The following is a 26539-nucleotide window of genomic DNA, read 5'->3' as shown; positions in this document are numbered from 1 at the left end:
GAGGCGTGCGCGTGGATGGTCTCCGGCGGTCACCCCGGGCAGGTCTCGAACACGTAGCCGTCGTCGTCCGGGGTGACCAGGTCGCGATCGCGCAGCACCATCGATGCGGGCGCGTCCTCGTCGGCGCACATCTCCGTGAACGGCCGCGGCAGCTCGTCGGAGTACTCCACGTCGATCACCTGATCGCCGTACACCGCGGTGTAGACCCCGCATTCCCGGTAGACGGCGCACTCCTCGCTGACCGCGAAGTCGAACCCTGCCGCCTCGTGCAGCGTCTCGGCGTCCTCCGCGGCGTTCTTCTGCCCCGCCGAGAGGCCGGAGTCGTGGGCCGCGGTGACCAGCAGGGACGCCAGGGCGAGGTTGTCGTCGAGGGAGAGCGCCCCGTCCGATCGCGTGTACGAGTCGAGGTTGTCGAACTCGACCGCGGCGAACCCGGCCTCCGCGCATCCCTCGATCCACGGGATCACGGTCGCCGCGATCCGTTCGCGACGTTCGGCGGTGGAGGTGTCGAGCAGCACTTCGTCGGGCCAGTCCGGGTCGAACACCGGCACGCCGTCCCGGTGCAGCAGCAGGTCCTCGTCCCAGCCGCCGAGCTCGCCGGGTTGCGTCTGGAAGCCGTTGACGTAGCAGATCGAGTACACCCCGTCCGCGGGCGACGCCTCCCGATCGCGCCCGACGATCCCCACCCCGTCGGCCGGGTCGTAGGCGCCGCCGAGCTGGTAGTCCGGAACCGCACCGGCGGGGAGCGCCGCCCGCTGGTGCCCGGCGGTCGGCTCCGCGGATGCGTCGACCGCGCATCCCACCAGGAGAAGCGCTGCGGCCACGAGCCCCGCAGCGCCGATCGCGCGGTTCACTGTCCGGCCTCCACGGGCTGCTCGACGGGGTTCCGTCGGATGCCGATCCACGACACCACTCCGCCGACGATCAGGAGAGCGGCGGTCACCCAGGCCGCGTTGTGGAAGCCGTCGAGGTCGAGTGCCCCGCCGACGATCGTGGAGAGCATCGCCACCACGAGAAGGCCGGCCACGCGGGAGACGGCGTTGTTGACCGCCGAGGCGATGCCGGAGTGCGACTCGTCGATCGCGCCGAGGATCGCGGCCGTGAGCGGGGCGACCGTGAGCGACAGGCCGAGGCCCATCACGATCATCGCCGGCAGCACCTGCCACCAGTAGTCGAACTCGGTGGACACGAAGAGCAGGAGCAGGGCGCCGGCCGCCATCACCAGCGGGCCGACCGTCATGAAGATGCGCGGCCCGAACCGGCCGGCCCAGGCGCCCGCGCGGGAGCTCAGCAGGATCATGAGGATCGTCATCGGCAGACTGGCGAGTCCCGCGGCGGTGGCGCTGAGCCCCGCGCCCTGCTGCAGGTACACCCCGACCACGAAGCCGCTGAGCGACAGGGCGGCGTACACGAACAGCGTCGCGATGTTGCCCCAGCCGAAATCGCGCACGCGGAACAACCACAGCGGCATCAGCGGCGTCGCCGAGGAGCGCTGGCGCAGCAGGAAGCCCGTGAACAGCGCCGCGCCCAGCACGCCGGGGAGCCAGATGGCCGGCGAGCTCCAGCCGAGATTCGGCTGCTCGATCAGCGCGAACACCACGGCGCCGAGTCCGACCGCGCACAGCACCCCGCTCCACCAGTCCACCCGCAGCCCACGCGGATGCTCCGGCAGGTGCAGGCGGGCGAGCAGCAGCAGGGTGATGCCGATGGGCAGCACGTTGATCAGGAAGACGAAGCGCCACGACAGGAAGTCCACGAACAGCCCGCCCAGCAAGGGGCCGACGAGCTGGGCCGCCGTGGTGAACGCCGTCCATACGCCGATCGCGCGGGATTGCGCGTCCGCCCGCATCGTCGCGGTGATGAGGGCCAGCGAACTCGGCACCAGCAGCGCTCCGGCGGCGCCCTGCGCGGCGCGGGCGATGATCATGCTGATCGGATCGAACGCCGCGGCGACCGCGATCGAGGCGATGCCGAAGGCGATCAGGCCGACGCGCATCACGACGACGCGCCCGTACGCGTCGGCGACCGATCCGGCGAGCAGGATCAGCGCGCTCAGGGTGATCAGGTAGGCATCCACCACCCACTGCTGGGTGGTGATCCCGCCGCCGAGCTCGTCGCTGATCGCGGGGAGCGCCACGGTCACCACGGTGCCGTCGAGGAAGGTGACGAAGGACGCGAGGACCGCGACCGAGATGACGAGTCGCTGCAGGGAGGTGAAGGATGCCACAGCCTGACGATACTCCCGCGCGCAGCGGCCGGGGCGGCTCCGTTCAGGGTGCGGACGGAGACGGCTCCGTGCCCTCGCGGTAGAGCCGCCGGAGCCCCGCCACGCCGCCGGTCGCGAACGCTCTCCGCTGGCGTTCGGCTCCGGTCCCCTCGGCGCGGATGCCGGCCATCCGTTCTTCCACGAATGCTCCGTCGCCGAGCTCGTCGAGCGCGGCCCCGACCGCCTCGCACAGTCGGGTCGCGAGGGCCCAGGCGTCCGTCACCTCGCCGGTCCCGGGGTCGAGCAGGCGGGCGTCCATGCCCTGACGGGCGGCGGTCCAGAGCGAGGCGTCGAGTCCGTCGACGCGCACGACGGATGCGGGCAGTTCGGGTGTCGCGACGATCGCGCGCGTCAGGGCGGCGGCGAACAGCGTGTCCTCCGGGTGCAACTGCGCGTCGAAGACCCGCGTCTCGACCGTGGGGAAGCGCTCCGAGAGCCGCGCGGCCCAGGAGAGCGAGGCGCGATCGGGGAGCGCACGCATCTCGAGCAGCCGGTCGACCTGCGCGTGGTAGTCGTCGAGGTCGTGGAAGAGCGGGGGCATCCAGGACGACGGCAGGCGCCGGATCACCACGCTGCGCCAACTCGCGAAGCGCGTGTCGACGCCGTCGCCGAACGGGCTGTTGCCGGTGAGGGCGAGCAGCAGCGGCAGCCAGCCGCGCAGGCGGTTGAGCGCCCGCACGCGCTCCTCGTCGTCGGTCACCTCGACGTGCACGTGCAGCCCGTTGACCTCGTGCCCGCGCGTGATGTGGGCCAGGTGCGCGGCGACCACGTCGTAGTGCGGAGACGGAGAGATCACGAGCGCTCCCGTCGTCGCGTAGGCGGTGCCGGATGCCGCCGCGACAGCACCGTGCCGCGCGGCGGTCCGTCCGAGGAGCCCGCGCAGGTGCCGCAGCTGGGCCTCCGCCTGCGCGCGGGTGCGGACGGGATCGGTCACGCACTCGACCTGGCAGGTCAGATACTCCGCGAGCACCCGCCCCGACGTCGCCCGGTCGGCGAGATCCTGTCGGGCGGTGTCACCGATTCCGATGGGTCCGAGGCTCTGCTCGTCGAGCAGGACGAACTCCTCCTCGATGCCGAAGCGCGCCACCGTGCGGCGCCTAGTGGTTTCGCAGCGCGGAGATCAGCTGCGCCTTGCGCAGGGAGCTGTACCCCGAGAGGCCGAGCTCCTTGGCACGGGCACGCAGCTGCGGGACCGTCCAGTCCTCGTAGTCACCGTGCTCGCCGCCGCGGCGTCCGACGGCGCTCCGGCCCTCTTTCGCCGCCGCGTTGGAGATGCGGGCGGCCTTCTCCTTCGAGGCGCCGTCCTCGCGGAGCTCCTCATAGAGCTCCGGGTCTTTCAGGGAGTTGTTCCGGGGTCCTGGCATGATCCTCGTCCTGTCTACGCATCCGGAAGGTGTCCACGTCAACCCCCTCCGGGGAACCGGCGGCCCGCGACTAGTGTGAGGACCGCAATCGGGGTGCCCAGCCCCGGAAGAAGGGAAACCCGATGAACATCCTCCTCATCATCGTCATCGTCGTCGCCGTGATCCTCGCGATCACCGGTGGACTCGTGCAGTCGCTGCAGTTCCTGCTGTGGGTCGGACTCGTCCTGCTCGCCATCGCCGTGATCGCCTGGTTGATCCGCGCCATCGGTGGCCGCAGCAAGGTCTGACTCAGGCCGTGAGGCCCGCACGATGCGGGTCTCACCCTCAGAACGAATTCAAGGAGTGAGACCCGCATCGCGCGTGGTTCTCACTCCTTGAATGCGTCTCGGACGTTCTCGCCGGTCTTCTCGGCGGCGTCCTTCACATTCTGGCCGGCCTGCTTGGCGGAGGCGTGAGCCTGATCGCCGCGGCCCTCGGCCTCGAGCTTCTCGTTGTCGGTGACCTTTCCGGTCGCCTCCTTGGCCTTGCCTGCGGCCTTCTCGGCGGCGTTCTTCACGTCGTCTGCAGCGCTCATGGCGTGCTCCTCTCCTCGATGGATCGATGGAGAGACCACCGTCGCACCACCGGCGACATCCCACCACGGGATTGACAACCGCGACTCCGCGTGACAGCACTCTGCGGCACCGCGCACCGCCGTCCGCGTCGACGCTCCGCCTCCATCGGTCGGCTCAGCCCGCCACGATGTCGATCGTCGTCACGGTCTCCTCGTGGTCGCACGCCTCGCCCACCCACAGCCGGATGCGGCCCGGCTCCACCCGGCGGACGCCGTCGATGCCGGTGAAGGCGAGGCGGTCGGCGGGCACGTCGAACTCCACCCGCCGGGACTCGCCGGCCTCGAGAGCCACCCGCCGGAAGGCGACCAGCTGCGCCACGGGCCGCGCGACGCTGGCGACCTCGTCGTGGGCGTACAGCTGCACGACATCCGTGCCGGCGCGCGGCCCCGCGTTGCGCACCTCCACCGACACGCGGAACACCGCTCCGCCGACCACGGATGCCGCCGTCTGCAGCTCCGTGTGCGCGAAGCGGGTGTAGCTCAGCCCGAAACCGAAGGGGCGGACGGGGGCGGGGTCGACGCTGGTCACATCCGTGCGCCCGCCGAGCACCGGGTGCAGGTACGAGTACGGCTGCGCGCCGGCGGCGCGGGGGAGGGAGACGGGGAGCCGTCCCGACGGAGCCACCAGGCCGGTCAGCACACGGGCCAGGGCGGGACCGCCCTCCTCGCCGGGGAAGAAGGACTGCAGCACGGCCGCCGGCCGCGCCGTCCCCTGCGCGGCGACGGTCTCGTCGGTGGCGGGGGAGTTCACCGACCCGAGCCCCGCGGTCGCCCCGGTCGCGATGTCCCGCGGCGGCAGCGCCCACTCGAGCGCATAGGGGCGCCCCGTGAGCGCGACCAGGACGACCGGGGTGCCGGTGGCGACGAGCGCCTCGACGAGTTCGCGCTGCACGCCGGGCAGCTCCAGGGTGTCGACGTCGTTGCCCTCGCCCACGGTCCCGCGACCGAAGAGGCCGGCGCGATCGCCGATCACCACGATCGCCAGGTCGGCGGCGGATGCCTGGGCGACGGCGGCGGGGAAGCCGCTGCGGTCATCGCCCTCGACCGCACACCCCGGGGTATGCGTGAGGGTCGCGGCGGGGAGCGCCGCGCGCAGCCCGTCGAGCACGGTGGGCAGGTCGATGCCCTCCGGCACGCCCGGGTGATGCGCCAGCACATGGTTCACGAACGAGTAGCACCCCATCAGCGCCTCGGAGCTGTCGGCGTTGGGCCCGATCACGGCGATGGTGCTCTCGGTGCGCGGGTCCACGGGCAGCACGCCGTCGTTGCTCAGCAGGACGAGCGACTCCTCGGCGAGGCGTCGGGCGAGCGCGCGGTGCGCCGCCGAATCGAGGTCGACCTGCGTGGGCGGCGTCGTGAAGTCGGCATCCAGCAGCCCGAGCTCCTCCTTCTCCGCGAGCACCCGGCCGACGGCCCGGTCGAGGAGTTCGGGTGCGAGTGTGCCGCTCCGCACCTGCGCCGCGAGCGTGAGGAAGGCGTCGGGCGAGGGGAGCTCGACATCGATGCCGGCCGTGATCGCGAGGGCCGCGGCCGCCGCCGGCGTCTCGGCGACCCGATGCATGGTTCGAAGGAAGTCGACGGCGAAGTAGTCCGACACCACGACGCCGTCGAACCCCCAGCGCTCGCGCAGGACGCCGTGGAGGTAGTGCGGATCGGCGGCGACCGGCACCCCGTCGATGTCGGAGTAGGAGTTCATCACGCTCCGGGCGCCGCCCTCGCGGATCGCCATCTCGAACGGCGGCAGCAGGACGTCCTCGATCTCCCGCGTGCCCGCATGGACGGGCGCGTGATTGCGGCCGGCGCGCGAGGCCGAGTAGCCCACGAAGTGTTTGAGCGTGGCGTGCACCCCCTGCGACTGCAGGCCGCGGACGAACGCCGTGCCGATCGTGCCGACCACGAGGGGATCCTCGGCGATGCACTCGTCCACCCGCCCCCACCGCGGGTCCCGGATCACGTCGAGCACGGGGGCGAGCCCCTGGTGGATGCCCAGGGCCGCCATGGAGGAACCGATCGCGCGGCCGATCTCACCGACCAGCTCCGGGTCGAACGACGCGCCCCAGGCGAGCGGGGTGGGGAAGGTCGCCGCCTTCCACGCGGCCAGCCCGGTCAGGACTTCCTCGTGCACGATCGCCGGGATCCCCAGTCGGGTCTCCCGCTGCAGTCGGGCCTGTTCCGCCCACAGCCAGCGTGCGCGCTCGATCGGATCCACCGGACGCGTGCCGTACACGCGGGTGAGGTGCCCGATGCCGTGCGCGGTCGCCTCCTCGTAGCGAGCCGACGTCCGCTTCTCGCCCGCCATGGGCGCCACGACCTCCTCGCCCTGGTCGACCCAGAACCCGACGAGCTGCGACTGCTTCTCCTCGAGCGTCATCCGGGTCAGGAGATCCTCCACGCGAGGGGAGAACCGGGGGCGGGTGCGGGGGTCGGACACGGTGGTCACTTTCTGTGGAGAGTCGATCGACATGCTCAGCCCTTGACCGCGCCGGTCAGACCGCCGACGATGCGACGCTCGAACAGGCTGAAGAAGATCAGCGCGGGGATCATCGAGAGCGAGGTGAAGGCGAGCACCTTCGCGGTGTCGACGGAGTACTGCGACGCGAAGGACTGCACGCCGAGCGGGAGGGTGAACGCAGCGGCGTCGTTGAGCACGAACAGCGGCAGCAGGTACCCGTTCCAGCTGCCGATGAAGGCCAGGATGCCGGTCGTGATCACGCCCGGGAGCGACAGGGGGAGCACCATCCGCCAGAAGAATCCGATCCGGCTGCATCCGTCGATGAACGCGGCCTCCTGGATCTCGTCCGGGATCGCCCGCAGGAACGGCACCAGGATGATGATCGTGGTCGGCAGGGCGAAGGCGATCTGGGGAAGGATCACGCCGCCGAGCGAGTTCATCAGGCCGAGATTGCGCACCACGATGTACAGCGGCGTGATCGCGACCGTCAACGGGAACATCAGCCCGGCGGCGAAGAAGGCGTAGAGCACCCCGCGCCCGACGAAGCGATAGCGCGCGAGCACGTACGCGGCCATCAGCCCCAGCGCGACCGCGCCCAGCGTGGTGCACAGGGCGACGATCGTGGAGTTCATCACCTGCCGCCAGAAGATCCCGCCGGTGATCACGTCGACGTAGTTCGAGAACACCCAGGGCTGGGGAAGGCCCGCGGGATCGGTGGTGATCTGCGCGTTCGTGCGGAAGCCGCCGACGATGATGTACGCGATCGGTGCGAGCATGAGCCCGACCACGACCAGCGCGACGACGTACACGGCGGGGTTGGCCCAGGGCAGTCGGGCGCGCACCCGGCGTCCTGCCCCCTGGGTGACGAGTACCGAGGTGGCGGTCATCGCGTCCTCCTCTTCTTTGCGGTGGTCGGGGCGGCCGCGCCGGTCAGCGCGCCGTCGGTGTCGCGCCGCAGGATCGCCCGCTGGTAGATGAGCGCGACCACGAGCGAGATCAGGAACAGCACGACGGCCACGGCGTTGCCGTATCCGAAGTTGCCGGCGTTGCGCCCCTCCGACACCATGTAGGTCGCCATCGTGGAGGTGCCGGCGGTCGAGGCGATGTACTGCCCCCAGATGATGTAGACGAGGTCGAACAGCTGCAGCGAGCCGATGATCGACAGGAACGCCCAGATGCGCAGGGTCGGAGCCAGCAGCGGCAGCGTGATGCTCCACTGGATCTGCCAGTAGGAGGCGCCGTCGATCGCCGCGGCCTCGTGCAACTCCTCCGGAATGCCCTGCAGGCCCGCGAGGAACAGGATGACCGCGAAGCCGACGTACTTCCACGTGATGATCACCATCAGGGTCCAGATCGCGATGTCGGGGTTCGAGAGCCAGTCGTTCGCCAGGAACCCCAGGCCCATCCCGGTCAGCAGGTCGTTGAACGCCCCGCTGGTCTGCAGCATCAGGCTCCAGCCCGTCCCGACCACGACCTCGGAGATGACGTAGGGGATGAAGATCAGCACGCGGATCAGGGACTGCCCGCGCATGCGTCGGTTCAGCAGCAGGGCCAGCAGCACGGCCGCCGGCCCCTGCAGCACGAGCGACATCACGAGGATGAAACCGTTGTGGATCAGCGCGTCGTGGAACAGCGGGTCCTGCAGGATCGTCAGATAGTTCCGCAGACCGACGAAGTCCGTGGGAGAGCCGTACCCCTGCCAGCTGAAGAAGCCGTAGTAGGCCGCCATCAGCACCGGGAAGATGACGAAGGCGAGGAAGACGATCAGGGCGGGCCCGGCCAGAAGGATCACTTCCAGCCGGGCGGCCGCCTTATGCCTTCGCTGCGGCATCCTGAACGGCCTTGACGATGTCCTCCGGGGTTCCCTGACCGGCGAGCATGGTGACCACGGCGACGTTCAGCGCGTTGCCGACGTTCTGGCCGTAGACGGTGTCGAGCCACTGCGAGGCGTACGGGGCGGCGTTGTACGCCTCGAGGATCGCCTGCAGGTACGGCTCGGTGACCGCTTCCTGCGCCACGGTGTTCACCGGCGGGGCGTTGAACGCCGTGTAGTAGGCGGTCTGCACCTCGGACGTGCCGAGATAGTTGAGGAAGTCGACGCACGCGTCCGGGGCGTCCACCGAGCAGGAGTATCCGTCGACGCCGCCCATCATCGAGCCGGGAAGACCTTCACCGCCCTCGATCTCGGGGAACGGGAACCAGGCGAGGTCGGGGAGCGGCTTCTGGTCCGGGGTCAGCGAGCTGATGACGCCGGGGTTCCACGCGCCCATCAGCTCCATGCCGGCCTGACGGTTGGCGATGAGGCCCGCGGAGCTTCCGGCGCCCTGCTGGGCGGCGGTCGTGAGGAATCCGGAGTTGAAGGGCTCGGTGTCGGCGAACGCCTGCAGGTTCTCCCCGGCCCGCAGCCAGCACTCGTCGTCGAAGTTCATCTCATCGGCTGCCTGCGCCAGCGTCTCCGGGCTGCACTCGCGCAGCGCCATCCAGTAGTACCAGTGCGCGGCGGGCCAGGCGTCCTTCGCGCCGAGCGCGACGGGCTCGATGCCGGCGGCCCGCAGCTTGGCGGTGGCGTCCTCCAGCTCGGTGAGCGTGGTCGGGTTCTCGGTGATGCCCGCCTCGTCGAAGAGATCCTGGCTGTAGAAGAGCCCGCCGGGCAGCACGGCCACGGGCATCGCGTAGATCTTGTCGTCGAGGCTGCTCGCGGAGTACGCGGCATCCGGGATCTCCTCCGCCGCCGGACCGGTGATCGCGTCCGTCAGGTCCTTCACCTGGCCGGCCTTCACCATGGCTGCCATCTTGCCGCCGCCGCGCTGGAGGAAGATGTCGGGGGCATCGCCCGAGTTCAGCGCGGTCTGGAGCTTGCCGTCGAGGTCTTCGTTCTGGATCGACTGGACGTCGATCGTCACCCCGGGGTTCGCCTCTTCGAAATCCGCGACGGTCTTCTCCCAGAACTCCACGCCCGGTCCGGTGGTGGAGTTGTGCCAGAGCGTCATCGCGGTTCCGTCGCCGCCGCCGTCGGATCCCCCGGCGGTGCATCCGCTCAGGGTCAGCGCTCCGACGGCGGCGATCGCGGCCGCGGAGACGAGGGAAATCCTTCTGCTGTTCATGTGATCGTTCTCCTCATCGAGAATGTGCGCCGCGTCGATGCGGGGCGCCCACGGCTGCAGGGTGAGAGCGTGGTGGGAAGCAGTCTCTTGGCGAATCCGAGCCGCGTCAAACGTTTTCGAAAACAGTTTCCATCGCGCATCGCGCAGGGGCTACAGTGAGCAACCATGAGCGGCAGAACCACCATCCACGACGTCGCGAAGGCGGCAGGGGTGTCGGTGTCGACCGTCTCGAAGGCCGTGAACGGGCGCTACGGGATCGCGGATGCCACGGTGCAGCGGGTGCTCGACACGGTGCGCGAGCTCGGCTACGAGTCGAGTCTGGTCGCGAGCAGCATGCGTGCGCGCCGCACCGGGGTGATCGGGGTGCTGCTGGCCGACTTCGAGCCGTTCAGCGCCGAGATCCTGAAGGGTGTCGGAGCCGCAGTCCACGACACCGCGTTCGACCTGTTGGCCTACAGCGGCTCCCGCCACGGTGCGGGGGAGGGGTGGGAGCGCCGATCCCTGAGCAGGCTCTCCGGCACGCTCGTCGACGCCGCGATCATGGTCACGCCGACCGTCGTGGGGGCATCGACCGAGATCCCCGTCGTCGCGATCGACCCGCACACGGGCCGCGCCGACCTCCCGACCGTGGAATCGGACAGCTTCGGGGGTGCGCTGACCGCCACGCGCCATCTGCTCGACCTCGGCCACCGCCGGATCAGCTTCCTCGGCGGGCGGCCCGACCTCCGATCGGCGGGACTGCGCGACGCCGGCTACCGCCGGGCGCTCAGCGATGCCGGCATCCCGGTCGACCCCGACCTGATCCGCGCCGGACGCTACGAGCTCGAGACCACGCGCGACTCCGCGCGGCTGCTGCTCGCCGGCCCCGCGCGCCCCACGGCCGTCTTCGCCGCGAACGACCTCTCGGCGATCGCGGTGATCGACGTCGCCCATGAGCTCGGGCTGCGCGTGCCGGACGACCTCTCGGTGATCGGCTTCGACGACGTGCCGGAGGCCTCTCGCCGCGCGCTGCCGCTGACGACGATCCAGCAGCCCATGCGGCGGCTCGGGAGCGTCGCCGCCGAGATGGTGTTCGCGCTGCTCGCCGGGCGACCCGTCGAGCAGATGCACGTGATCCTGCCCACGCGGCTCGTCGTGCGCGCGACCACGGCGCCCCTGCGGCCCGGGGGCTGAGAGACGGGAGTCAGCGGCCGATCGCGGCGTGCACGTGCGCGGCGGCAGGGGCGGCCAGCTCCGCCGAGAGCCGGGCGAACTCCTCGAAGCTCCGGCGCCCCGGCCAGCCCTCGGGCAGCATCGACGGCGGCAGGCCGGGGTCGACGTAGGGGAGCACCCGCCAGCTGTCGATCAGGCGCACGTACGCGGGGAACGGGGCGGAGGGAAGCAGCGGCAGCGACTCCTGGAACACGCGGTGCTCGGCCGCCAGCGCCTCGAGATCCCACCATCGGGCGGCGGCGTCGGCGAGGGGGAGCGCGGTCTGCGGTGTCGACGCACGGAACAGGGTGACCCAGTCGCGGGCGTCGAGCTCGTCGACGATCTGAGCGACCTCGTCGTGCAGATGACCGGGGCACATCCACAGCGCCGGCGACACCGTGCCCGCACCGATGAACTGGAGTCGGCGCCGCAGCTGATGGCGCACGCTGCGGGCGCTCTCCGGGATCGAGAACGACACCAGGCACCAGGGGTCGTCGTCGTGCATCTCGCGCATCGCGAAGATGCGCCGGTCCCCGCGCTCGAGCATCGGGACGGCGGCGGGGTTCAGACGGTATCCCGGCACCCCGTCGCGCTCGGACAACAGCAGCCCCTTCTGCTTGAGGCGCGTGACGGCGGTGCGCGCCGGGGCCGTGGCGATGCCGAGGTCGACCGCGAGTGCGACGAGATCGGCCGTGGAGATCCACCCGCCGAGGGGGCGCAGGAACAGCCCGACGACCGTGCGCAGCAGGGAGGACGTGCTGCCGGGGCGCGCGTCGATGTCATCCGGCACCGCACTGCGCTCGCGGTCGGGCGCGGGGTGATCCGTCATGCGGGTAGGGCGTCGCGGACCGCGAGCACGCCGGTCACGGTCTCCACGTGCGAGGTGCTCAACGGAGACAGACCGAGTCGGATGCCGTCGGGGAAGCGGAAGTCGGGGATGATGCCGTCCTCCCACAGCCGCGCGGTCACGGCGCGGAAGTCGGGGTGCCCGATCGTGACGTGACCTCCGCGCCGGTCCGCATCGCGGGGGCTCAGCAGCCGCACACCCCGCGGGGCGAGCACCTCGTCGTAGGCCCGCACGGCGAGCTCGGTCAGCGAGACCGACTTCGCACGGACGGCGTCGACCGTCGCCTGCTCGATCAGATCGAGCATCCCCTGCATCGCGAGCAGGGAGGTGATGGGCGGGGTGCCGCTCAGCAGCTGCCGGATGTCGTCCGCCGGCACATACTCCGGGCCCATCGCGAAGATGTCGGCCGCGCTCCACCAGCCGTGGATCGGCTGACGCAGCACGCCCTGCAGCCCGTGTCGCAGGTACGCGAACGCGGGCGACCCCGGGCCGCCGTTGAGGTACTTGTACGTGCAGCCGACCGCGATGTCGACGCCCCACGCGTCGAGCTGCATCGGCACCACGCCCGCGGAATGGCACAGGTCCCACATCATCAGGGCGCCCGCCTCGTGCACGGCATCCGTGATGGCGGGCATGTCGGCGAGGGCGCCGGAGCGGTAGTCGACATGGCTCAGCGAGACCAGTGCGGTGCGATCGGAGACGACGGCGGCGACGTCCGCGACCGTGACGCCGTGCACCGGATCCGGTTCCAGCCAGCGCAGCGTCATGCCGGTCTCGGCCGCGACGCCCGCCGCCAGGAAACGATCGGTGGGGAAGTTGCCCGCCTCCATCACGATCTCGGTGCGGCCGTCGCTCGCCGCGCCGAGGGCCGCGCGCAGGAGCTTGTAGATCAGGACGCTGGTCGAGTCGGCCACCACGGTCTGCCCCGCCGCGGCACCGAGCGTGAGGCGGCCGATCCGATCTCCCAGCGCCATCGGCAGTGCCATCCACTGCTCGTCCCAGGAGCGGATCAGCCGCGTGCCCCAGTCCTCCCGCACGAACTGCGCGATCTTCTCGGGGACGTCGCGCAGCGGGCGTCCGAGCGAGTTGCCGTCGAGGTAGGCGTGGACACCGGGTGCCTCGGCGAAGGCGCCGAGGTGGGCGTGCAGCGGATCGACGGCGTCGAGAGCGCGGGCGTCGTCGAGCAGGCGGGCGGCGAGAGGATCGGTCATGTCACACCTTCAGATCGGCGGGGGTGAGGGGGCGGGCACGGACGGGATCGGCCGCGGCGGGGTCTGCCCCCGGGAAGAACAGCAGGGGGGATGTCGGGTCGAGCGGGTCGAGGGGCGCGAGCGCGCGCAGCACCGCCGCGGTGTCGAGACCGGCCGCGCGGAGTGCCGCGATCTCGGCGGCGTTGAGCCCGACCGGCGTGGGGCCGTTGCCCATGTCGGTGCCGTAGCGCACGGTGCCGCCGGCGGAGTGGAAGCGGCGGACGTTGTCGAGTGCGACGTGCAGGTCGGCGCCGCTGTGGATCGCGACCGTCGAGATCCACACGACGGAGGCCGCCTGCGCCGCGATCTCGGCATCGTCGAGGCGCTCCGTGAACGGGGCGTGGGCCAGCTGCGCGACGCCGAGGCGGGCGGCGCGCTGAGCCTCGCCGCGCCCCTCGGCGTGCGCGACGACGGGCAGGCCGTGGGTCTCGGCGCGCTCGACGATCGCGCGGAACAGCGCGTCGTCGAACACCGGGCCGGCGTGCGCGTTGCTCGCGATCTTGATGCACGAGGCGCCGGCATCCGCCATCTCCGCGACGGCCTCTCGCGCGGCATCCGCGTCGGCGATCTCCCGGACGGCGCCCTCGGGCGCCCACTCCCGGTCCGAGGGATACCCGCCCGGCGGGGTCAGGAACGCGCCCGCGAAACGGATGTCCGGCAGGTGCGGCGTACACGATTCAGGACGATTGGCCCCGCCCCGCCCCGAAACGGCCTCGAAAGCCCCGTTCGACGGCGTTCTGACTGAATTGTGAACGGCCAGCGCGGCGACCACATCGGGATTCGCGCCGAGGTCGACCACGCGTCCGAGCGTCGAACCGGCGAGCAGCGCGTGATCGACGAGCTGCAGGTGCACGTGGTGGTCGGTGAATCCGCCGCAGATCACGCCGTCGAGGCGGGGGAGATCCGCCGAGGGGATGTCGTCGCGCAGACGCACCCGTCCTGCAGGGTGGTCGACGACGCCCTCGCGCCAGTCCGCGCCGTCGAAGAACGCGACCGCGAACATCAGCCGCCGATCTCCGTGCGCACGGTGTAGAGCTCCGGGAAGAAGGTCAGATCCAGCGCGCGCTGCAGGAAGCCCACGCCGCTCGATCCGCCGGTGCCGACCTTCATGCCGATCGTGCGGGCGACGGTCTTGAGATGGCGGAAGCGCCAGAACTGGAAGTTGTCCTCGAGGTCGACCAGGTCTTCGCACGCCTCGTAGAGGTCCCAGTGCTCCTGGTGGCTCCGGTAGATCTCGCGGATCGCGGGGACCAGCTCGGGCGTCTCGCGATACGGCTCGCGCACATCGCGGTCGAGGATCGAGGCGGGGACCGGAAGACCCCGTCGGGAGGCGTAGCGCAGGAACTCGTCGTACAGCGTGGGCTTCTCCCACTCGGCCGTGAGCAGCGCGTGGTTCGCCGGGTGGTCCTGGAAGACGCTCAGCATCTTCTCGTTCTTGTTGCCCAGGGCGAATTCCACCGCGCGGTACTGCACCGACTGGAAGCCGGAGGAGTTGCCGAGGGCTCCGCGGAACTGCGCGTACTCGGTCGGGGTGAGCGTCGCGAGGATCGCCCACTGCTGCGTCATCACATCCTGGATCTTCTTGACCCTGGCGACACGCTTCAGCGCCTCGCGCAGGTCGTCGCTCGCCAGCAGCACGCGGGCGGACGACAGCTCGTGCAGCAGCTGCTTGAGCCAGAGCTCGGTGGTCTGATGCTGGATGATGAACAGCAGTTCGTCATGGTGCTCGGGCAGGCTCACCGGGTTCTGCGCCGTGAGCAGCTGATCCAGCGACAGGTACGAGCCGTAGGTCATGCGACCCGACAGATCGGTGACGATGCCGTCTTCCAGGGCGCGTTCGTTCTCGGGGCTCATGGGTCGCTTCCTGTTCGGGATGGGCACCCACGAACATATAGCAAGCGTGTCGATCGTCACAATAATGAAATATGGGAACCCTTCCTCGACGGAGAGGCGGACGGTGGATACCGTCGGCGTATGGGTGACAGCATCGAGGCGCGCACGTTCACGCGCCAGGACCGTACGCAGTTCCGCGCCAGGACCGAGCGATGCCTCGACGCCCTGGCATCCATGCTCGCGGATGGGCGATTCGCGGCCGTGGACGCCCCGGACTCGCAGCTCGGCCTGGAGATCGAACTGAACCTTGTCGACGAACAGGGTGCGCCGGCGCGGGGGAACGACGCGGTGCTCGACGCCATCGCCTCTCCCGCCTTCCAGACGGAGCTCGCCCGCTTCAACGTCGAGATCAATGTGGCACCGCGCCCGATCGGCCACGGACATCTCCGCGAGCTCGAGACCGCGCTGAGCGGCGCGCTCGAGGTGGCCGACGAGCGGGCGCGATCGGCCGGCAGCGGCCTGGCGATGATCGGGATGCTGCCGACGCTCGACGAGACCCACTTCACCGAGCGCTGGTTCTCGGCCGACCCGCGGTACAGCCTGCTCGGTCAGCAGATCCTCTCGGCGCGCGGCGAGGACATCGAGTTGCAGCTCGACGGCGTCGCCCTCGGCGATGATCGACCCGGCGAGCGGCTCGCGATGGTCTGCGACACCATCCTCCCCGAGGCCGCGTGCACCTCCGTGCAGCTGCATCTGCAGGTCGCTCCCGAGTCGTTCGCCGCGTACTGGAACGCGGCTCAGTCGATCGCGGGCGTGCAGGTGGCGCTGGCGGCGAACTCCCCGTTCTTCGCCGGGAAGGCGCTGTGGCACGAGACGCGGATCCCGATGTTCGAACAGGCGACCGACACCCGTTCGCAGGAGCTGAAGAATCAGGGCGTGCGGCCCCGCGTCTGGTTCGGCGAGCGGTGGGTGACGTCGATCTTCGACCTCTTCGAGGAGAACTCCCGGTACTTCCCCGCGCTGCTGCCCGTGTCCTCGGACGAGGATCCGTTCGCGGCTCTGGACGAGGGGCGTGCGCCGGAGCTCGCCGAGCTGCGCATGCACAACGGCACGGTCTATCGCTGGAACCGTCCGATCTATGACGCTGCGAGCGGGACCGCGCATCTGCGCCTCGAGAACCGGGTGCTGCCGGCGGGGCCGACCGTCGTCGACGTCGTGGCGGATGCCGCGTTCTACTACGGCCTCGTGCGCACCATCGCCGAGGCCGACCGTCCGATCTGGACGCAGATGACCTTCGACGCCGCGGCCGAGAACCTGCGCGCGGGGGCACGCGGCGGCATGGAGTCGCGGTTGTACTGGCCGGAGGTCGGCTGGATCAGCCCGACCGAGCTGGTGCTGCGACGGCTGTTGCCGGCGGCCGCCGAGGGGCTGGACGCCTACGGTGTCGACCCCGAGGTCCGCGATCGCTACCTCGGCATCATCGAGCAGCGCTGCCTCACCGGGCGCAACGGTGCGGTCTGGCAGCGGGAGAACGTCGCGGCCCGCGAACGCTCCGGCGCGTCACGGCCCGACGCGCTGCGGGGCATGCTGGCGGACTATCTCGAGCGCGCGCACGTCGGCGAGCCCGTGCACACCTGGACGCACTGACGTACGGACGCGCTGACGCTGTCGCGCTGACGCTGAGGCACTGAGGCACTGAGGCACTGACGCACTGACGCACGGGTACGCGGCGACCTGACCGTGCGCTCAGAGCGCGGGAGTCCTCGGCGGCGGAGTCCGGCGCTCGCCGGGAGCGCCGACCGCCTCGAACGCCGCGGCGAGGCGGAGGAGCGCGGTGTCGTCGGTCGCGCGACCGGCGAAGGTCAGACCGATGGGCATCCCGATGTCGGCCATGAGCCCCATCGGCACCGTGACCGTCGGGATACCGAGGTGGCGCACCGCGAGGTTGCCGTTCGCGATCCAGGTGCCGTTGCGCCAGCCGAGGTCGGCGGAGGCCACGTTCACGTCCATGTCCGCCGGGCCGATGTCGGCCACCGCGGGGAACACGACGGCGTCGAGCGCGAGGTCGTCCATCCACGCCTCGAGGTCACGGCGTCGCGTCTCCTCGAGGCCGTGCAGTCCCGCCGCCAGCTCGGGCATCGCGGTGAACGAGGCGTCCGGATGCGCGCGCACCCAGTCCGGATACTCCGCGATGTCGTCGTCGAAGCCCGTGTACCGATCGGGGAGCGCGCTCTCCGGATGCGGGAAGATCGCGGCACCGTCGACCGCGGCCAGCGTGGACAGCGCGGGGTCGCCGTTCGCCTGCAGGAAGTCCTCCCACGCCCACGCCGACAGATCGACGATCTCGCGGTGCAGGAACTCGGGCGAGACGAGTCCGCGCGTCGCGATCGTCGGTGCGCCGGGGCGGTCGCCCTCGTAGTTCGACACCACCGGGAAGTCGACCTCCACCACGGTCGCCCCGGCGGCCTCGAGGTCGCGACGTGCAGCCTCCCACCGTTCCACGATCGACGCCCGGGTCTCGATCCGCTGCCCGGTCGGTCCGCCGATGCCGGGGCCGGGGGCCGTCCCGGCATCCGGATCGGCGTTGATGTACATCCGGGGGATGCCGATGCGCGCGCCGTCGAGTGAGGCATCAGCGGCCAGCGCCGGGTACGAATCGGGGCGGACGGCCGAGGCGGGCGGCACATCGACCCACGGCTGTGCGCGCCAGAAGTCTCCGCGGGTCTCGACATCGTCGGCGACGATCACGTCGAGCACCTCCAGCAGATCGGCCATGGTGCGCGTGTGCGGCACGACGACGTCCATGGTGGGCACGAGCGGCCAGTTGCCGCGCACCGAGATCACGCCGCGCGAGGGGGTGTAGGCGCACAGGGCGTTGTTGGTGGCCGGACCGCGTCCGCTCGACCAGGTCTCCTCGCCGAGCCCGAAGGCCGCGAAGCTCGCCGCGGTCGCAGTGCCGGAGCCGTTCGAGGAGCCGGAGGCGAACGGGGCGGTCAGCCAATCGGCGTCATAGGGGCTCTCGGCGCGACCGTAGACGCCGCGCTGCATGCCGCCGTTCGCCATCGGCGGCATGTTCGTCAGGCCGAGGCAGATCGCCCCGCCCGCCCGCAGCCGCTCGATCGTGAAGGCGTCGCGCTGCGCCACGAGCGCGGCGAACGCGGGACTGCCGGCCGCGGCCGTGAGTCCGCGCACGAGGTAGCTGTCCTTCGCGGTGTACGGGATGCCGTCGAGCGGCCCGAGCGTCGTGCCCCGAGCGCGACGCGCATCGGATGCCGCGGCCTCGTCCTCCGCCTCGGGATTCGCGACGACGACGGCGTTGAGCGCGGTCGCGGTCCCCGGCGCGTCGAAGGCGGCGATGCGCGCCCGGTACGCGGCGACCAGCCCGACCGCGGTGGTGGCGCCTGTCTCGAGCGCGTGGCGGAGGTCGGCGATCGAGGCCTCGGTCACCTCGACCATCAGCGGGAGGTCCCCGTCGTGTCGTCGCGGCGTGCCGGCTCCGGAGCGGGCGAAGCGAGACGGGGAGCACCCGCGTCCAGCGCCGGCTGCTGCTGCGTGATGCAGTGGATCCCGCCGCCGCGATCGAACAGCGGACGGGCGTCGACCGTCACCACACGCCGCCCGGGGTAGGCCTCGGCGAGGATCTCCCGCGCGGCGGCATCCGCGCGCTCCTCGCCGAAGCCGCAGGCCACGACACCGTCGTTCGTGACGAGGTGGTTGACGTAGCTCCAGTCGACGAAGCCCTCGTGGTCGCGCAGCGTCGCCGGCGCTGGGAGGTCGAGGATCTCGAAGTGTCGACCCGCGGCATCCGTCTGCTGTTCCAGGTGAGCGCGCAGGTCGCGGGTGACCGCATGATCGGGGTGGTCCGCATCCTGCTGCGCGTGCAGCAGCATCCGCCCGGGGGAGGGGATCGTCGCGACGATGTCGACGTGACCGTTCGTGCCGAGGTCGTCGTAGTCGCGCGTGAGCCCGCGGGGGAGCCACACGGCCGTCGTGGCGCCGATCGTGCGGGCCATCTCGGCTTCGACGCGCCGGCGGTCGGCGAAGGGATTGCGCCGAGGGTCGAGCTGCACGGTCTCGGTCAGCAGCACGGTGCCCTCGCCGTCGACATGGATGCCGCCGCCCTCGTTCACGAGCGTGGAGCTGACGAGCTCGGCGCCCACGGCACCGGCCACGACGCGCGCGTGCTCGGCGGCCTTGCGCCACTCGGCCCACTCCGGCGATCCCCAGCCGTTGAAGATCCAGTCGACGGCGCCGAGCACGCCGGGTCGTTCGTCGTCGACCACGAAGGTCGGTCCGGAGTCGCGCATCCAGAACTCGTCGACCGGGGCCTCGACGATCTCGATGCCGCCGCTCAGCATCCGCCTCGCCCGCCCGATCTCGCTCGGATCCACGACCATCGTGACTGGCTCGAACTCGGCGACCGCGTGGGCCACAGCGGTCCAGGTCGCATAGCCCGCCGCGCGCTCGGCATCGGTCGCGCCGAGCGTCTGCCCCTCGGCGGGGAACGCCATCCAGGTGCGCTCGTGGCGGGCTGTCTCTGCGGGCATGCGCCAGGCCATCGTGGTCTCCTCGCAACCGAATCTGTTATTGAACATGTGATCAACAGGTGCTACGGTAGCCCGTGATGAACACGACGTCAAGAGACCAGAGCCCCCGGCGCATGTCGCCGGAGCAGCGCGACCGGTCCATCCTCGACGGGGCGATCGGCCTCGCACGGGAGAGTGGGCTCGAAGCCCTCACCGTGCGCGCCGTGGCGAGCCGCGTCGGGGTGACGCCCGCGCTCGTCGCGCACTACCGCCCGGTCATGGACGCCTTTCTCGCCGACGTCTTCGGCGAGATCGTCGCGGCCGAACGCCTCGAGGTCATGGCGGAGTTCGATCCCGCTCGGGGAGTGCGCGACAACCTGTTCCGCATGGTCGAGACCCTGCTCGACGGCGACCGCGACGACGTCACCCTGGTCTGGGTGCAGGCCTGGGCGCTCGGGGCGCGCAACGAGGCGCTCGCCGCCCGCGTGCGCACCGAGATGGACCGGTGGCAGAGCGCGATCGAAGAGCATCTCGCCCGCGCGGTGGCCGCGGGCGAGCTCGCGTCCACCCGCACCGACACGGCTGCCTGGCTGCTGCTCGCGATGGTCGACGGCATGAACGCGCATTCGCTCGTGAAGTGGGCGCCCCACGACCGTGCCGACCTCGCCCGTCGCGCGCTGGCCGTGGCGCTCGACCACGACGACTCCCTCACCTCTCCGAGAACCTAAGGAACGCACCATGGATGCAGTGCGCATGCACGCGGCCTCACCCGAGTCGACCGCGATCATCGACGCCGTGCTCGACTATTCGCGTCGGCGGATGCTCGCCGCCGACGTGCCGCTCGACAAACCGCAGACCGAGGCCGAGCTCAACCGGCTGATCGGCGCGACCATCACCGACGCCGGCCTCGGGGCGAACCGCGCGCTGAGCCTGTTCGAGCACGTGCTCGCTCCGGCCTGCCTGACGACGAGCCATCCGCTGTACCTGTCGTTCATCCCCACGGCGCCGACCATGGCGGCCATCGCGTTCGACCTGGTCGTGTCGGCGTCCGGGCTCTACGGAGGCAGCTGGCTCGAGGGTGCCGGCGCCGTGCACGCCGAGAACGAGGTGCTGTCGTTCCTCGCCTCCGAGTTCGGTCTGCCCGACACCGCCGGCGGCGTCTTCGTGCAGGGGGGCACGATCGGCAATCTCTCGGCGCTGGTCGCCGCCCGCGAGGCCGCGAAGGCGCGACTGCTCGATGCCGGGAAGGAGCTGCCGCGGCGATGGAAGATCGTCTGCAGCGTCGAGGCGCACTCCTCGAACAAGTCCGCGGCGCGGGTGATGGATGCCGACGTGCTGCTGGTTCCGGCGGGCGACGACGGAGTGCTGCGGGCGGATGCGGTCCGCGACGCGCTGGTCGCGCACGGCGACGAGATCTGCGCGGTCGTGGCGACGGGCGGGTCGACCAACTTCGGCATCGTCGACGACATCGCGGGCATCGCGGCGCTGAAGGACGAGTTCGACTTCTGGCTGCACATCGATGGGGCGTACGGCCTCACGGCGATGCTCGCGCCGGAGGCCCGGCACATCTTCGCGGGCGTCGAACGCGCCGACTCGGTGATCGTCGACCCGCACAAGTGGCTGTTCGCGCCCTTCGACTGCTGCGCCCTGATCTACCGCGACCCCGACAGCGGGCGCCGCGCGCACACGCAGCACGCCGAATACCTCGACACCCTCACGGATGCCGACGAGTTCAGCCCTTCGGACTACTCGATCCAGCTGACCCGTCGCCCGCGCGGTCTCCCGATGTGGTTCTCGCTCGCGACCTACGGCATCACCGCCTACCGCGAGGCGATCAGCGCCACGCTCGACCTCACCCACCGGATCGCCGGGGAGATCGCCGCCCGTCCCGAGTTGCGACTCGTCCGGGATCCGCAGCTCTCGGTGGTCGTGTTCGAGCGCGTGGGGTGGGAGCGCGCCGACTACGACCGCTGGTCGGCGGGTCTCCTCGACACCCAGCACGCCTTCGTGGTGCCGAGCTCGCACCAGGGGCGTCCCAACACCCGCTTCGCGATCCTGAATCCACTGACCACGTTCGATGACCTCGTGGGCATCCTCGACACCATGAAGTAGGCGGGCGGGCGGACGAACGGACCCGGGCGGACGAACGGACCTGAGCGAACCACAGGACCTGTGCAGACGCACTCGCGCGACCTGCCGGAAGATGTGCGGGATGCAGGAGCATCCGGCCCGATCCTTCGTGCACGTCGCACATTCCCCTGCACGTCGCACCGGGCGAGGCGGGCGGACGGCGAGGGAGTCAGGTCGAGAGTCCGGCGATCAGCCGCCGCAGGCCGTAGTCGAACGCGCGGTCGACGTCGCCGCCGAGCCGGAAGGCGCCGGAGAGCTCCATCTGCAGGAAGCCGGTCGCCCAGGCGGTGAAGAGGCGGGCGGCGTCGAGCGCGTCGGTCTCGCCGACGAGGGCCGTCGTCGCACGGATGAGGGGCGCAGCCGAGCGCTGCAGCGCCTCCTGTGGAGCCACGGCGCTGAACACGAGGCGGAAGGCCTCCGGATGCTCGTGGGCGAAGCGACGGTACGTCTCGGCGATCTCGGTGATGTCGGCGTCCGTCGCATCGAGCCGGACCGTGAGGTCGTCGATCGCGGACTCGGCGATCGCGGAGAGCAGGGCGTCGCGGTCGCGCACCCGCTTGTAGAGCGAAGGGGCGCGCACGCCGACCCGGGTGGCGACCGCCTGCATCGTGACGCCCGCCGGGCCCGTGGCGTCGAGGATCTCGCGGCCGGCCGCGACGATCTGTTCGAGGGAGGTTCGTTCGGGCGTCGGCATCTGTCCTCCGTCTTCATGGCTATTGACAATAGCCATGATAGCTACGTAACGTAGCCATCGCAATCATCCCGAGAGGATCCGCCATGAAACTCGCACCCCACCTGCACCGACTCGGCAACGACATCGTCGCCTCGTACCTGATCGATCTGCCGGAGGGCATCACCCTGATCGACGCCGGGCTGCCCGGACACTGGAACGACCTGAAGCAGGAGCTGGACGTGATCGGCCGGCCGCTGTCCGACATCGCCGGTCTCGTCCTGACGCACGGCGACGGCGACCACATCGGCTTCGCCGAACGCCTGCGCGGGGAGGTCGGGGTGCCGGTGTTCATCCACTCCGCCGACGCCCACCGGGCGCGGACGGGGGAGAAGCCCCGGACGCCGATGGGACCGGCCCGCCTCGGCCCGACGCTCGGCTTCTTCGCGTACGGCCTGCGCAAGAACGCGCTCCGTGCCCGTCACGTCGCTGAGGTGACGGAGATCGCCGACGGTGACGTGCTCGACCTTCCGGGCGCGCCCGTCGTGATCGGGATGCCGGGACACTCGCCGGGCAGCATCGCGATCCATGTCCCGGCGGCGGATGCCGTGTTCGTGGGCGATGCGCTCACCACGCGGCATGTGCTCACGGGGCGCACCGGGGCGCAACCCGCCCCGTTCACGGATGAACCGGACAAGTCCCTCGCCTCCCTCGACCGCCTGGCCCAGGTCTCCGCATCGTGGGTGCTCCCGGGCCACGGCGCCCCCTGGCAGGGCTCCCCGGCCGAGATCGCGGCCGCCGTGCGCGCAGCCGGCTGACAGATGTGCCTCCGTCGCCGTTCCCGCTCGGGTCGGCGCGGGCACGGGCGGGCGCGGGCGGGCGGCGATCAGCGCGCGGCGAGCACCGTCGCGGTGTCGCTCAGGGTGATCTGCGGGGGATACAGCCCTATCACCCGGATCGCCGCGTCCTGGTTCTCCGCACTCGACCCGGCACAGGCGTCGGTGACGACCGTGATGCGCGCTCCGGCATCCGCGGCGGCGAGTGCCGTGGAGAGGACGCAGCAGTCGGTGGCCACCCCCGTCAGCACGATCCGCGCCCCGGGCCCGACGATCGCTTCGAGTGCGGGCCCCCACTTGCCGAAGGTCGGCAGATCGAGTGTCGGATGCGGCGACAGGTCCGCCGCCTCCGGGACCAGCGCGAACAGCGCGTCATCGGCCGGCTGATCGGCGAACGGCCACGCGGCGAAGTAGTCGCCCCAGGATGTCGACCGGTCGGCCGTCGGCATCCATCGCGTCACGATCACGCGCTCGCCGAAGGAGGCGGCGAGCGCCCGGATGTGCGGCATCGTCTCCGCGAAGAACGGCGATCCCCATGGGGAGTCCGACGAGGCGAAGATCGCCTGCGGGTCCACGACCACGAGCCACGCGGCCCGCGTCGCCGAGTCCGTGGACGGATCGCTCACGCCTGCTCCTGGCGGCGGATCTTCCCCGCGCGGGCGAGGGAGGTCACGAGGAACGAGAGCACCAGGGCGAAGAAGACGCCGAGGTTCGCGTACGCCCATTCGCCGTCTCTGCCGCCGATCAGGAACAGCAGATATCCCTGCCAGTTGTTCCACGGCGCGTCGGCGGCGAAGTTGTTCACGACCAGGCCCCAGCCGATCACGCTGGTCACGACCATGGTGCCGATCGAGGTCCAGTCCCAGGCGCCGTAGCGGCCGTTCGCATCGAACAGGGCTGCCTCGTCGTAGACCTTCTTCCGGCGCAGGATGTCGGCGATCAGGATGCCGGCCCACGACGCGAGGGGCACTCCGAGGGTGATCAGGAAGCTCTGGAACGGTCCGAGGAAGTCGGTCGCGAAGAACACCACGAAGACCGTGCCGATCGTGAGGATCACGCCGTCGATGGCCGCGGCGGTCGGGCGGGGGATGCGGATGCCGAGGCTGAGCAGCGTCAGCCCGGACGAGTAGATGCCCAGCACGGCGCCGGAGACGAGGGCCAGCACCGCGGTCAGCAGGAACGGCACGAGCACCCACACCGGCAGGATCGACGCGAGCGCTCCGACCGGATCGGAGGCGATCGCGGTCATGAGGTCATCGTCGGAGCCCGCGAGCAGCAGACCGAAGACCACGAGGATCACGGGAGCGATCGAGCCGCCGATCGTGTTCCACGCCACGATCGCGCCGTCGGACGCCGTGCGCTTCTGGTACCGCGACCAGTCGGCGGCGATGTTGATCCACCCGAGCCCGAAGCCGGTCATCACCAGCACCAGCGCCCCGACGACCTGGCCGATTCCCCCGTCCGGACGTGCGAGCACGACGGCGAGGTCGATGCTCGGCGCGGCCAGGATCACGTACAGCACGGTGACGATGCCGGTCACCCAGGTGAGCACCGACTGCAGCTTCATGATCGTGTGGTAGCCGAGCACGGATGCCACCACGATGAGTGCTGCCACGATCATCGTGGCGATGATCCTCAGCACCACGCTGTCGCCGTCGCCGCCGAGCTGGGTGATCACGGTGGCGGTGGCGAGCACCGCGAGGATGGCGAGGAACGTCTCCCACCCGATCGACGTCAGCCACGAGACGATGCCCGGGACCTTCTGGCCGTGCACGCCGAAGGCCGCACGGGAGAGCACCATGGTCGGCGCGGAGCCCCGCTTCCCGGCGATCGCGATGAGCCCGCATAGCAGGAACGACACCACGATGCCGACGACCGAGACGAGTGCGGCCTGCCAGAACGAGATTCCGAAGCCCAGCACGAACGAGCCGTACGACATGCCGAACACCGACACGTTCGCCGCGAACCACGGCCAGAACAGATCACGCGGCTTCGCCGTGCGCTCGGATTCGGGGATGATCTCGATGCCGGCGCGCTCGATGAGTGCGGGCGTGTTGTCGCTCATGTGCACATCATGGCACTGCGCGGACGACCCGGGGGTCAGGCGGTGAAGAAGGCCTCCGCGGTGCGCGTCAGGTCATGGAGGTCGGAGACCCCCGCGAGTTCGCGCGCCGAGTGCATCGACAGGATCGGGATGCCGACGTCCACCGTGCGGATGCCGAGGCGCGTCGCGGTGATCGGGCCGATCGTCGAGCCGCACGGCACCGCGTTGTTCGACACGAACTCCTGCGTCTGGACGCCCGCGCGCTCGCACCAGGCGCGCCAGGACGCGGTGCCCACGGCATCCGTCGCGTAGCGCTGATTCGCGTTGAGCTTCAGGATCGGCCCCGAGCCGAGGACGGGCTGCACCACCGGGTCGTGCTTGGCGACGTAGTTCGGGTGCACCGAGTGTCCGACGTCGCTCGAGAGGCACCAGGACGACGAGTAGGCGCGGCGGCGCTGCGAGGAGTCCGCGCCGAGCCCCGCGTACAGGCGCTCGAGCACGTCCTCGAGGAAGGGGCCGGCGGCGCCCGAGCGCGACTCCGAGCCGAGCTCCTCGTGGTCGAAGGCGGCGAGCACGGCGATCGGGGCGCGGGCGGCCGGCGTCCGGTCGGCGATGGCGGCCAGGGCGACGACGCCGGCGTGCACGGAGGCGAGGTCGTCGAGTCTGCCGGACGCGAAGAAGGCGTCGTCCTTGCCGAACACGGCGCCGCGCGCCGAGTCGGCGATCAGCACGTCGTACCCGCGGATGTCGGACGCGGCGACCTCGGCCGAGGCCGCGAGTTCGGCCAGGATGTCGGCCTGCGCCGGGTCGCCGAGCCCCCACACCGGCTGCGTCTCGTTCTGCTTGTCGAGCGAGAGCCCGTTGTTGACGCCCCGATCGAGATGGATCGCGAGCTGAGGGAGGCGCAGCAGCGGGCCGGTGTCGGCGAGCACGACGCGGCCGTCCGAGAGGGCGAGACGGCCGGCCAGGCGCAGTTCCCGGTCGAGCCAGGAGTTGAGCAGCGGACCGCCGTACACCTCGACGGCGGCCTGGAGCCAGCCGCGCGCCCCGGTCGTCGGCTGCGGCTTGAGCTTGAAGCCGGGGGAGTCGGTGTGGGCGCCGAAGACGTGCACCGGGGTGGTGGTCCCGGCATCCTCCGGCACGACCCACGCGATGGTCGCGCCGTCCCGCACGATCACGAAACGACCGCCGACCTGCGCGGGCCACTCGTCCTCCTCCTGGAGTCGGGTGAAGCCCGCGGTCTCGAGGCGCCGTGCGACCTCGGCGGCCGCGTGGTAGCTCGACGGTGAGGCGGCGACGAAGTCCGCGAGATCGTCGGCGTGCGACAGGGCGACCGGGGTGACGGGCATGACAAGCCTTCCTAGATATAGGGGTTCTTCGAGAGTAGTGGCGCGAATTCCGGTGCGCGTCCGT

General features: G+C 70.8%; 25 protein-coding genes. 6 read left to right on the top strand and 19 right to left on the bottom strand.

Translation table 11 applies throughout. The features are described 5' to 3' along the window. Positions 1 to 29: 29 nt before the first annotated feature. From ACWA14_RS13300 to ACWA14_RS13285, 4 genes are read right to left on the bottom strand one after another with little or no spacing between them, the layout of a single operon-like run. Positions 30 to 854 carry an endo alpha-1,4 polygalactosaminidase gene (locus ACWA14_RS13300; protein ID WP_463794318.1) on the bottom strand — a complete coding sequence of 275 codons (825 nt, stop codon included), beginning with the start codon at positions 852 to 854 and terminating at the stop codon, positions 30 to 32. After that, entirely contained in the window at positions 851 to 2227 is a 1377-nt protein-coding gene (locus ACWA14_RS13295; RefSeq protein WP_463794316.1) for an MFS transporter, read from the bottom strand. The genes ACWA14_RS13300 and ACWA14_RS13295 overlap by 4 nt, the downstream gene beginning before the upstream one ends. 43 nt (positions 2228 to 2270) lie before the next feature. Further along, positions 2271 to 3353: a carboxylate-amine ligase gene (locus ACWA14_RS13290; protein WP_463794314.1), complete on the bottom strand. Its 1083-nt coding sequence runs from the start codon at positions 3351 to 3353 to the stop codon at positions 2271 to 2273. A gap of 10 nt (positions 3354 to 3363) precedes the next feature. Further along, positions 3364 to 3630, bottom strand: coding sequence for a DUF7218 family protein (locus tag ACWA14_RS13285; protein ID WP_463794312.1), 267 nt, complete (start codon positions 3628 to 3630; stop codon positions 3364 to 3366). Between the two features lie 122 nt (positions 3631 to 3752). On the opposite strand from ACWA14_RS13285, the gene ACWA14_RS13280 reads away from it, so the two are divergent. Continuing rightward, complete coding sequence (locus tag ACWA14_RS13280) at positions 3753 to 3917, top strand: hypothetical protein (protein WP_463794310.1); 165 nt, start codon at positions 3753 to 3755, stop codon at positions 3915 to 3917. A gap of 80 nt (positions 3918 to 3997) precedes the next feature. On the opposite strand, the gene ACWA14_RS13275 is transcribed toward ACWA14_RS13280, so the two are convergent. The 5 genes from ACWA14_RS13275 to ACWA14_RS13255 all read right to left on the bottom strand — a co-directional run bounded on the left by ACWA14_RS13275 (position 3998) and on the right by ACWA14_RS13255 (position 9799). After that, complete coding sequence (locus tag ACWA14_RS13275; RefSeq protein ID WP_463794307.1) at positions 3998 to 4204, bottom strand: CsbD family protein; 207 nt, start codon at positions 4202 to 4204, stop codon at positions 3998 to 4000. A gap of 154 nt (positions 4205 to 4358) precedes the next feature. Then, entirely contained in the window at positions 4359 to 6707 is a 2349-nt protein-coding gene (locus ACWA14_RS13270; RefSeq protein ID WP_463794305.1) for a beta-xylosidase/alpha-l-arabinosidase, read from the bottom strand. A 2-nt stretch (positions 6708 to 6709) separates the two neighbouring features. Then, positions 6710 to 7582 carry a carbohydrate ABC transporter permease gene (locus tag ACWA14_RS13265; RefSeq protein WP_463794303.1) on the bottom strand — a complete coding sequence of 291 codons (873 nt, stop codon included), beginning with the start codon at positions 7580 to 7582 and terminating at the stop codon, positions 6710 to 6712. After that, entirely contained in the window at positions 7579 to 8526 is a 948-nt protein-coding gene (locus tag ACWA14_RS13260; protein WP_463794300.1) for a carbohydrate ABC transporter permease, read from the bottom strand. The genes ACWA14_RS13265 and ACWA14_RS13260 overlap by 4 nt, the downstream gene beginning before the upstream one ends. Further along, positions 8507 to 9799, bottom strand: a complete 1293-nt coding sequence (locus ACWA14_RS13255) for an extracellular solute-binding protein (protein ID WP_463794298.1) — start codon at positions 9797 to 9799, stop codon at positions 8507 to 8509. The genes ACWA14_RS13260 and ACWA14_RS13255 overlap by 20 nt, the downstream gene beginning before the upstream one ends. Before the next feature lie 165 nt (positions 9800 to 9964). Here ACWA14_RS13255 and ACWA14_RS13250 point away from each other — a divergent pair, with 165 nt between their 5' ends. Beyond that, positions 9965 to 10972: a LacI family DNA-binding transcriptional regulator gene (locus ACWA14_RS13250; RefSeq protein WP_463794296.1), complete on the top strand. Its 1008-nt coding sequence runs from the start codon at positions 9965 to 9967 to the stop codon at positions 10970 to 10972. A gap of 10 nt (positions 10973 to 10982) precedes the next feature. Here the strand turns inward: ACWA14_RS13250 and ACWA14_RS13245 are convergent, their stop codons facing one another. The 4 genes from ACWA14_RS13245 to ACWA14_RS13230 are packed head-to-tail and all read right to left on the bottom strand — an operon-like array spanning position 10983 to position 14941. Continuing rightward, positions 10983 to 11819 carry a PaaX family transcriptional regulator gene (locus ACWA14_RS13245; protein ID WP_463794294.1) on the bottom strand — a complete coding sequence of 279 codons (837 nt, stop codon included), beginning with the start codon at positions 11817 to 11819 and terminating at the stop codon, positions 10983 to 10985. After that, the gene (locus ACWA14_RS13240; protein ID WP_463794291.1) at positions 11816 to 13048 is read right to left on the bottom strand and encodes a kynureninase; all 1233 of its coding nucleotides are present in this window, start codon (positions 13046 to 13048) and stop codon (positions 11816 to 11818) included. Before ACWA14_RS13240 ends, ACWA14_RS13245 begins: the two co-directional genes overlap by 4 nt. 1 nt (position 13049) lies before the next feature. Then, on the bottom strand, positions 13050 to 14090 hold the full coding sequence (locus ACWA14_RS13235) for an amidohydrolase family protein (protein WP_463794288.1): 1041 nt from the start codon (positions 14088 to 14090) through the stop codon (positions 13050 to 13052). Beyond that, positions 14090 to 14941: a tryptophan 2,3-dioxygenase gene (locus ACWA14_RS13230; RefSeq protein ID WP_463794286.1), complete on the bottom strand. Its 852-nt coding sequence runs from the start codon at positions 14939 to 14941 to the stop codon at positions 14090 to 14092. The genes ACWA14_RS13235 and ACWA14_RS13230 overlap by 1 nt, the downstream gene beginning before the upstream one ends. Before the next feature lie 120 nt (positions 14942 to 15061). Between ACWA14_RS13230 and ACWA14_RS13225 the strand changes: the two genes are divergently transcribed. Continuing rightward, a complete protein-coding gene (locus ACWA14_RS13225) occupies positions 15062 to 16567 on the top strand; it encodes a glutamate-cysteine ligase family protein (protein WP_463794283.1) in 1506 nt (501 codons plus the stop codon). A 99-nt stretch (positions 16568 to 16666) separates the two neighbouring features. On the opposite strand, the gene ACWA14_RS13220 is transcribed toward ACWA14_RS13225, so the two are convergent. Both ACWA14_RS13220 and ACWA14_RS13215 read right to left on the bottom strand, forming a co-directional pair. Next, positions 16667 to 18376, bottom strand: a complete 1710-nt coding sequence (locus ACWA14_RS13220; protein ID WP_463794281.1) for an amidase — start codon at positions 18374 to 18376, stop codon at positions 16667 to 16669. Beyond that, complete coding sequence (locus ACWA14_RS13215; protein WP_463794279.1) at positions 18376 to 19479, bottom strand: agmatine deiminase family protein; 1104 nt, start codon at positions 19477 to 19479, stop codon at positions 18376 to 18378. The genes ACWA14_RS13220 and ACWA14_RS13215 overlap by 1 nt, the downstream gene beginning before the upstream one ends. 65 nt (positions 19480 to 19544) lie before the next feature. Here ACWA14_RS13215 and ACWA14_RS13210 point away from each other — a divergent pair, with 65 nt between their 5' ends. Both ACWA14_RS13210 and ACWA14_RS13205 read left to right on the top strand, forming a co-directional pair. Next, on the top strand, positions 19545 to 20174 hold the full coding sequence (locus ACWA14_RS13210) for a TetR/AcrR family transcriptional regulator (protein WP_463794278.1): 630 nt from the start codon (positions 19545 to 19547) through the stop codon (positions 20172 to 20174). A gap of 10 nt (positions 20175 to 20184) precedes the next feature. Continuing rightward, complete coding sequence (locus ACWA14_RS13205) at positions 20185 to 21558, top strand: pyridoxal phosphate-dependent decarboxylase family protein (protein ID WP_463794276.1); 1374 nt, start codon at positions 20185 to 20187, stop codon at positions 21556 to 21558. A 187-nt stretch (positions 21559 to 21745) separates the two neighbouring features. Here the strand turns inward: ACWA14_RS13205 and ACWA14_RS13200 are convergent, their stop codons facing one another. Then, positions 21746 to 22306: a TetR/AcrR family transcriptional regulator gene (locus tag ACWA14_RS13200; protein WP_463794275.1), complete on the bottom strand. Its 561-nt coding sequence runs from the start codon at positions 22304 to 22306 to the stop codon at positions 21746 to 21748. A gap of 47 nt (positions 22307 to 22353) precedes the next feature. Here ACWA14_RS13200 and ACWA14_RS13195 point away from each other — a divergent pair, with 47 nt between their 5' ends. Then, positions 22354 to 23064, top strand: a complete 711-nt coding sequence (locus ACWA14_RS13195) for an MBL fold metallo-hydrolase (RefSeq protein ID WP_463794273.1) — start codon at positions 22354 to 22356, stop codon at positions 23062 to 23064. 68 nt (positions 23065 to 23132) lie between these two features. On the opposite strand, the gene ACWA14_RS13190 is transcribed toward ACWA14_RS13195, so the two are convergent. The 3 genes from ACWA14_RS13190 to ACWA14_RS13180 are packed head-to-tail and all read right to left on the bottom strand — an operon-like array spanning position 23133 to position 26475. Continuing rightward, positions 23133 to 23708, bottom strand: a complete 576-nt coding sequence (locus ACWA14_RS13190) for a cysteine hydrolase family protein (RefSeq protein ID WP_463794270.1) — start codon at positions 23706 to 23708, stop codon at positions 23133 to 23135. Continuing rightward, positions 23705 to 25147 carry a purine-cytosine permease family protein gene (locus ACWA14_RS13185; RefSeq protein WP_463794268.1) on the bottom strand — a complete coding sequence of 481 codons (1443 nt, stop codon included), beginning with the start codon at positions 25145 to 25147 and terminating at the stop codon, positions 23705 to 23707. The genes ACWA14_RS13190 and ACWA14_RS13185 overlap by 4 nt, the downstream gene beginning before the upstream one ends. A 35-nt stretch (positions 25148 to 25182) precedes the next feature. After that, the gene (locus tag ACWA14_RS13180; RefSeq protein ID WP_463794266.1) at positions 25183 to 26475 is read right to left on the bottom strand and encodes a M18 family aminopeptidase; all 1293 of its coding nucleotides are present in this window, start codon (positions 26473 to 26475) and stop codon (positions 25183 to 25185) included. Positions 26476 to 26539 lie beyond the last annotated feature (64 nt).

The sequence above is a fragment of the Microbacterium sp. TW_SC_2 genome (assembly GCF_055361165.1).
Note: the sequence above shows the minus strand (reverse complement) of the source record. Positions and strands in the feature narration are given on the sequence as shown.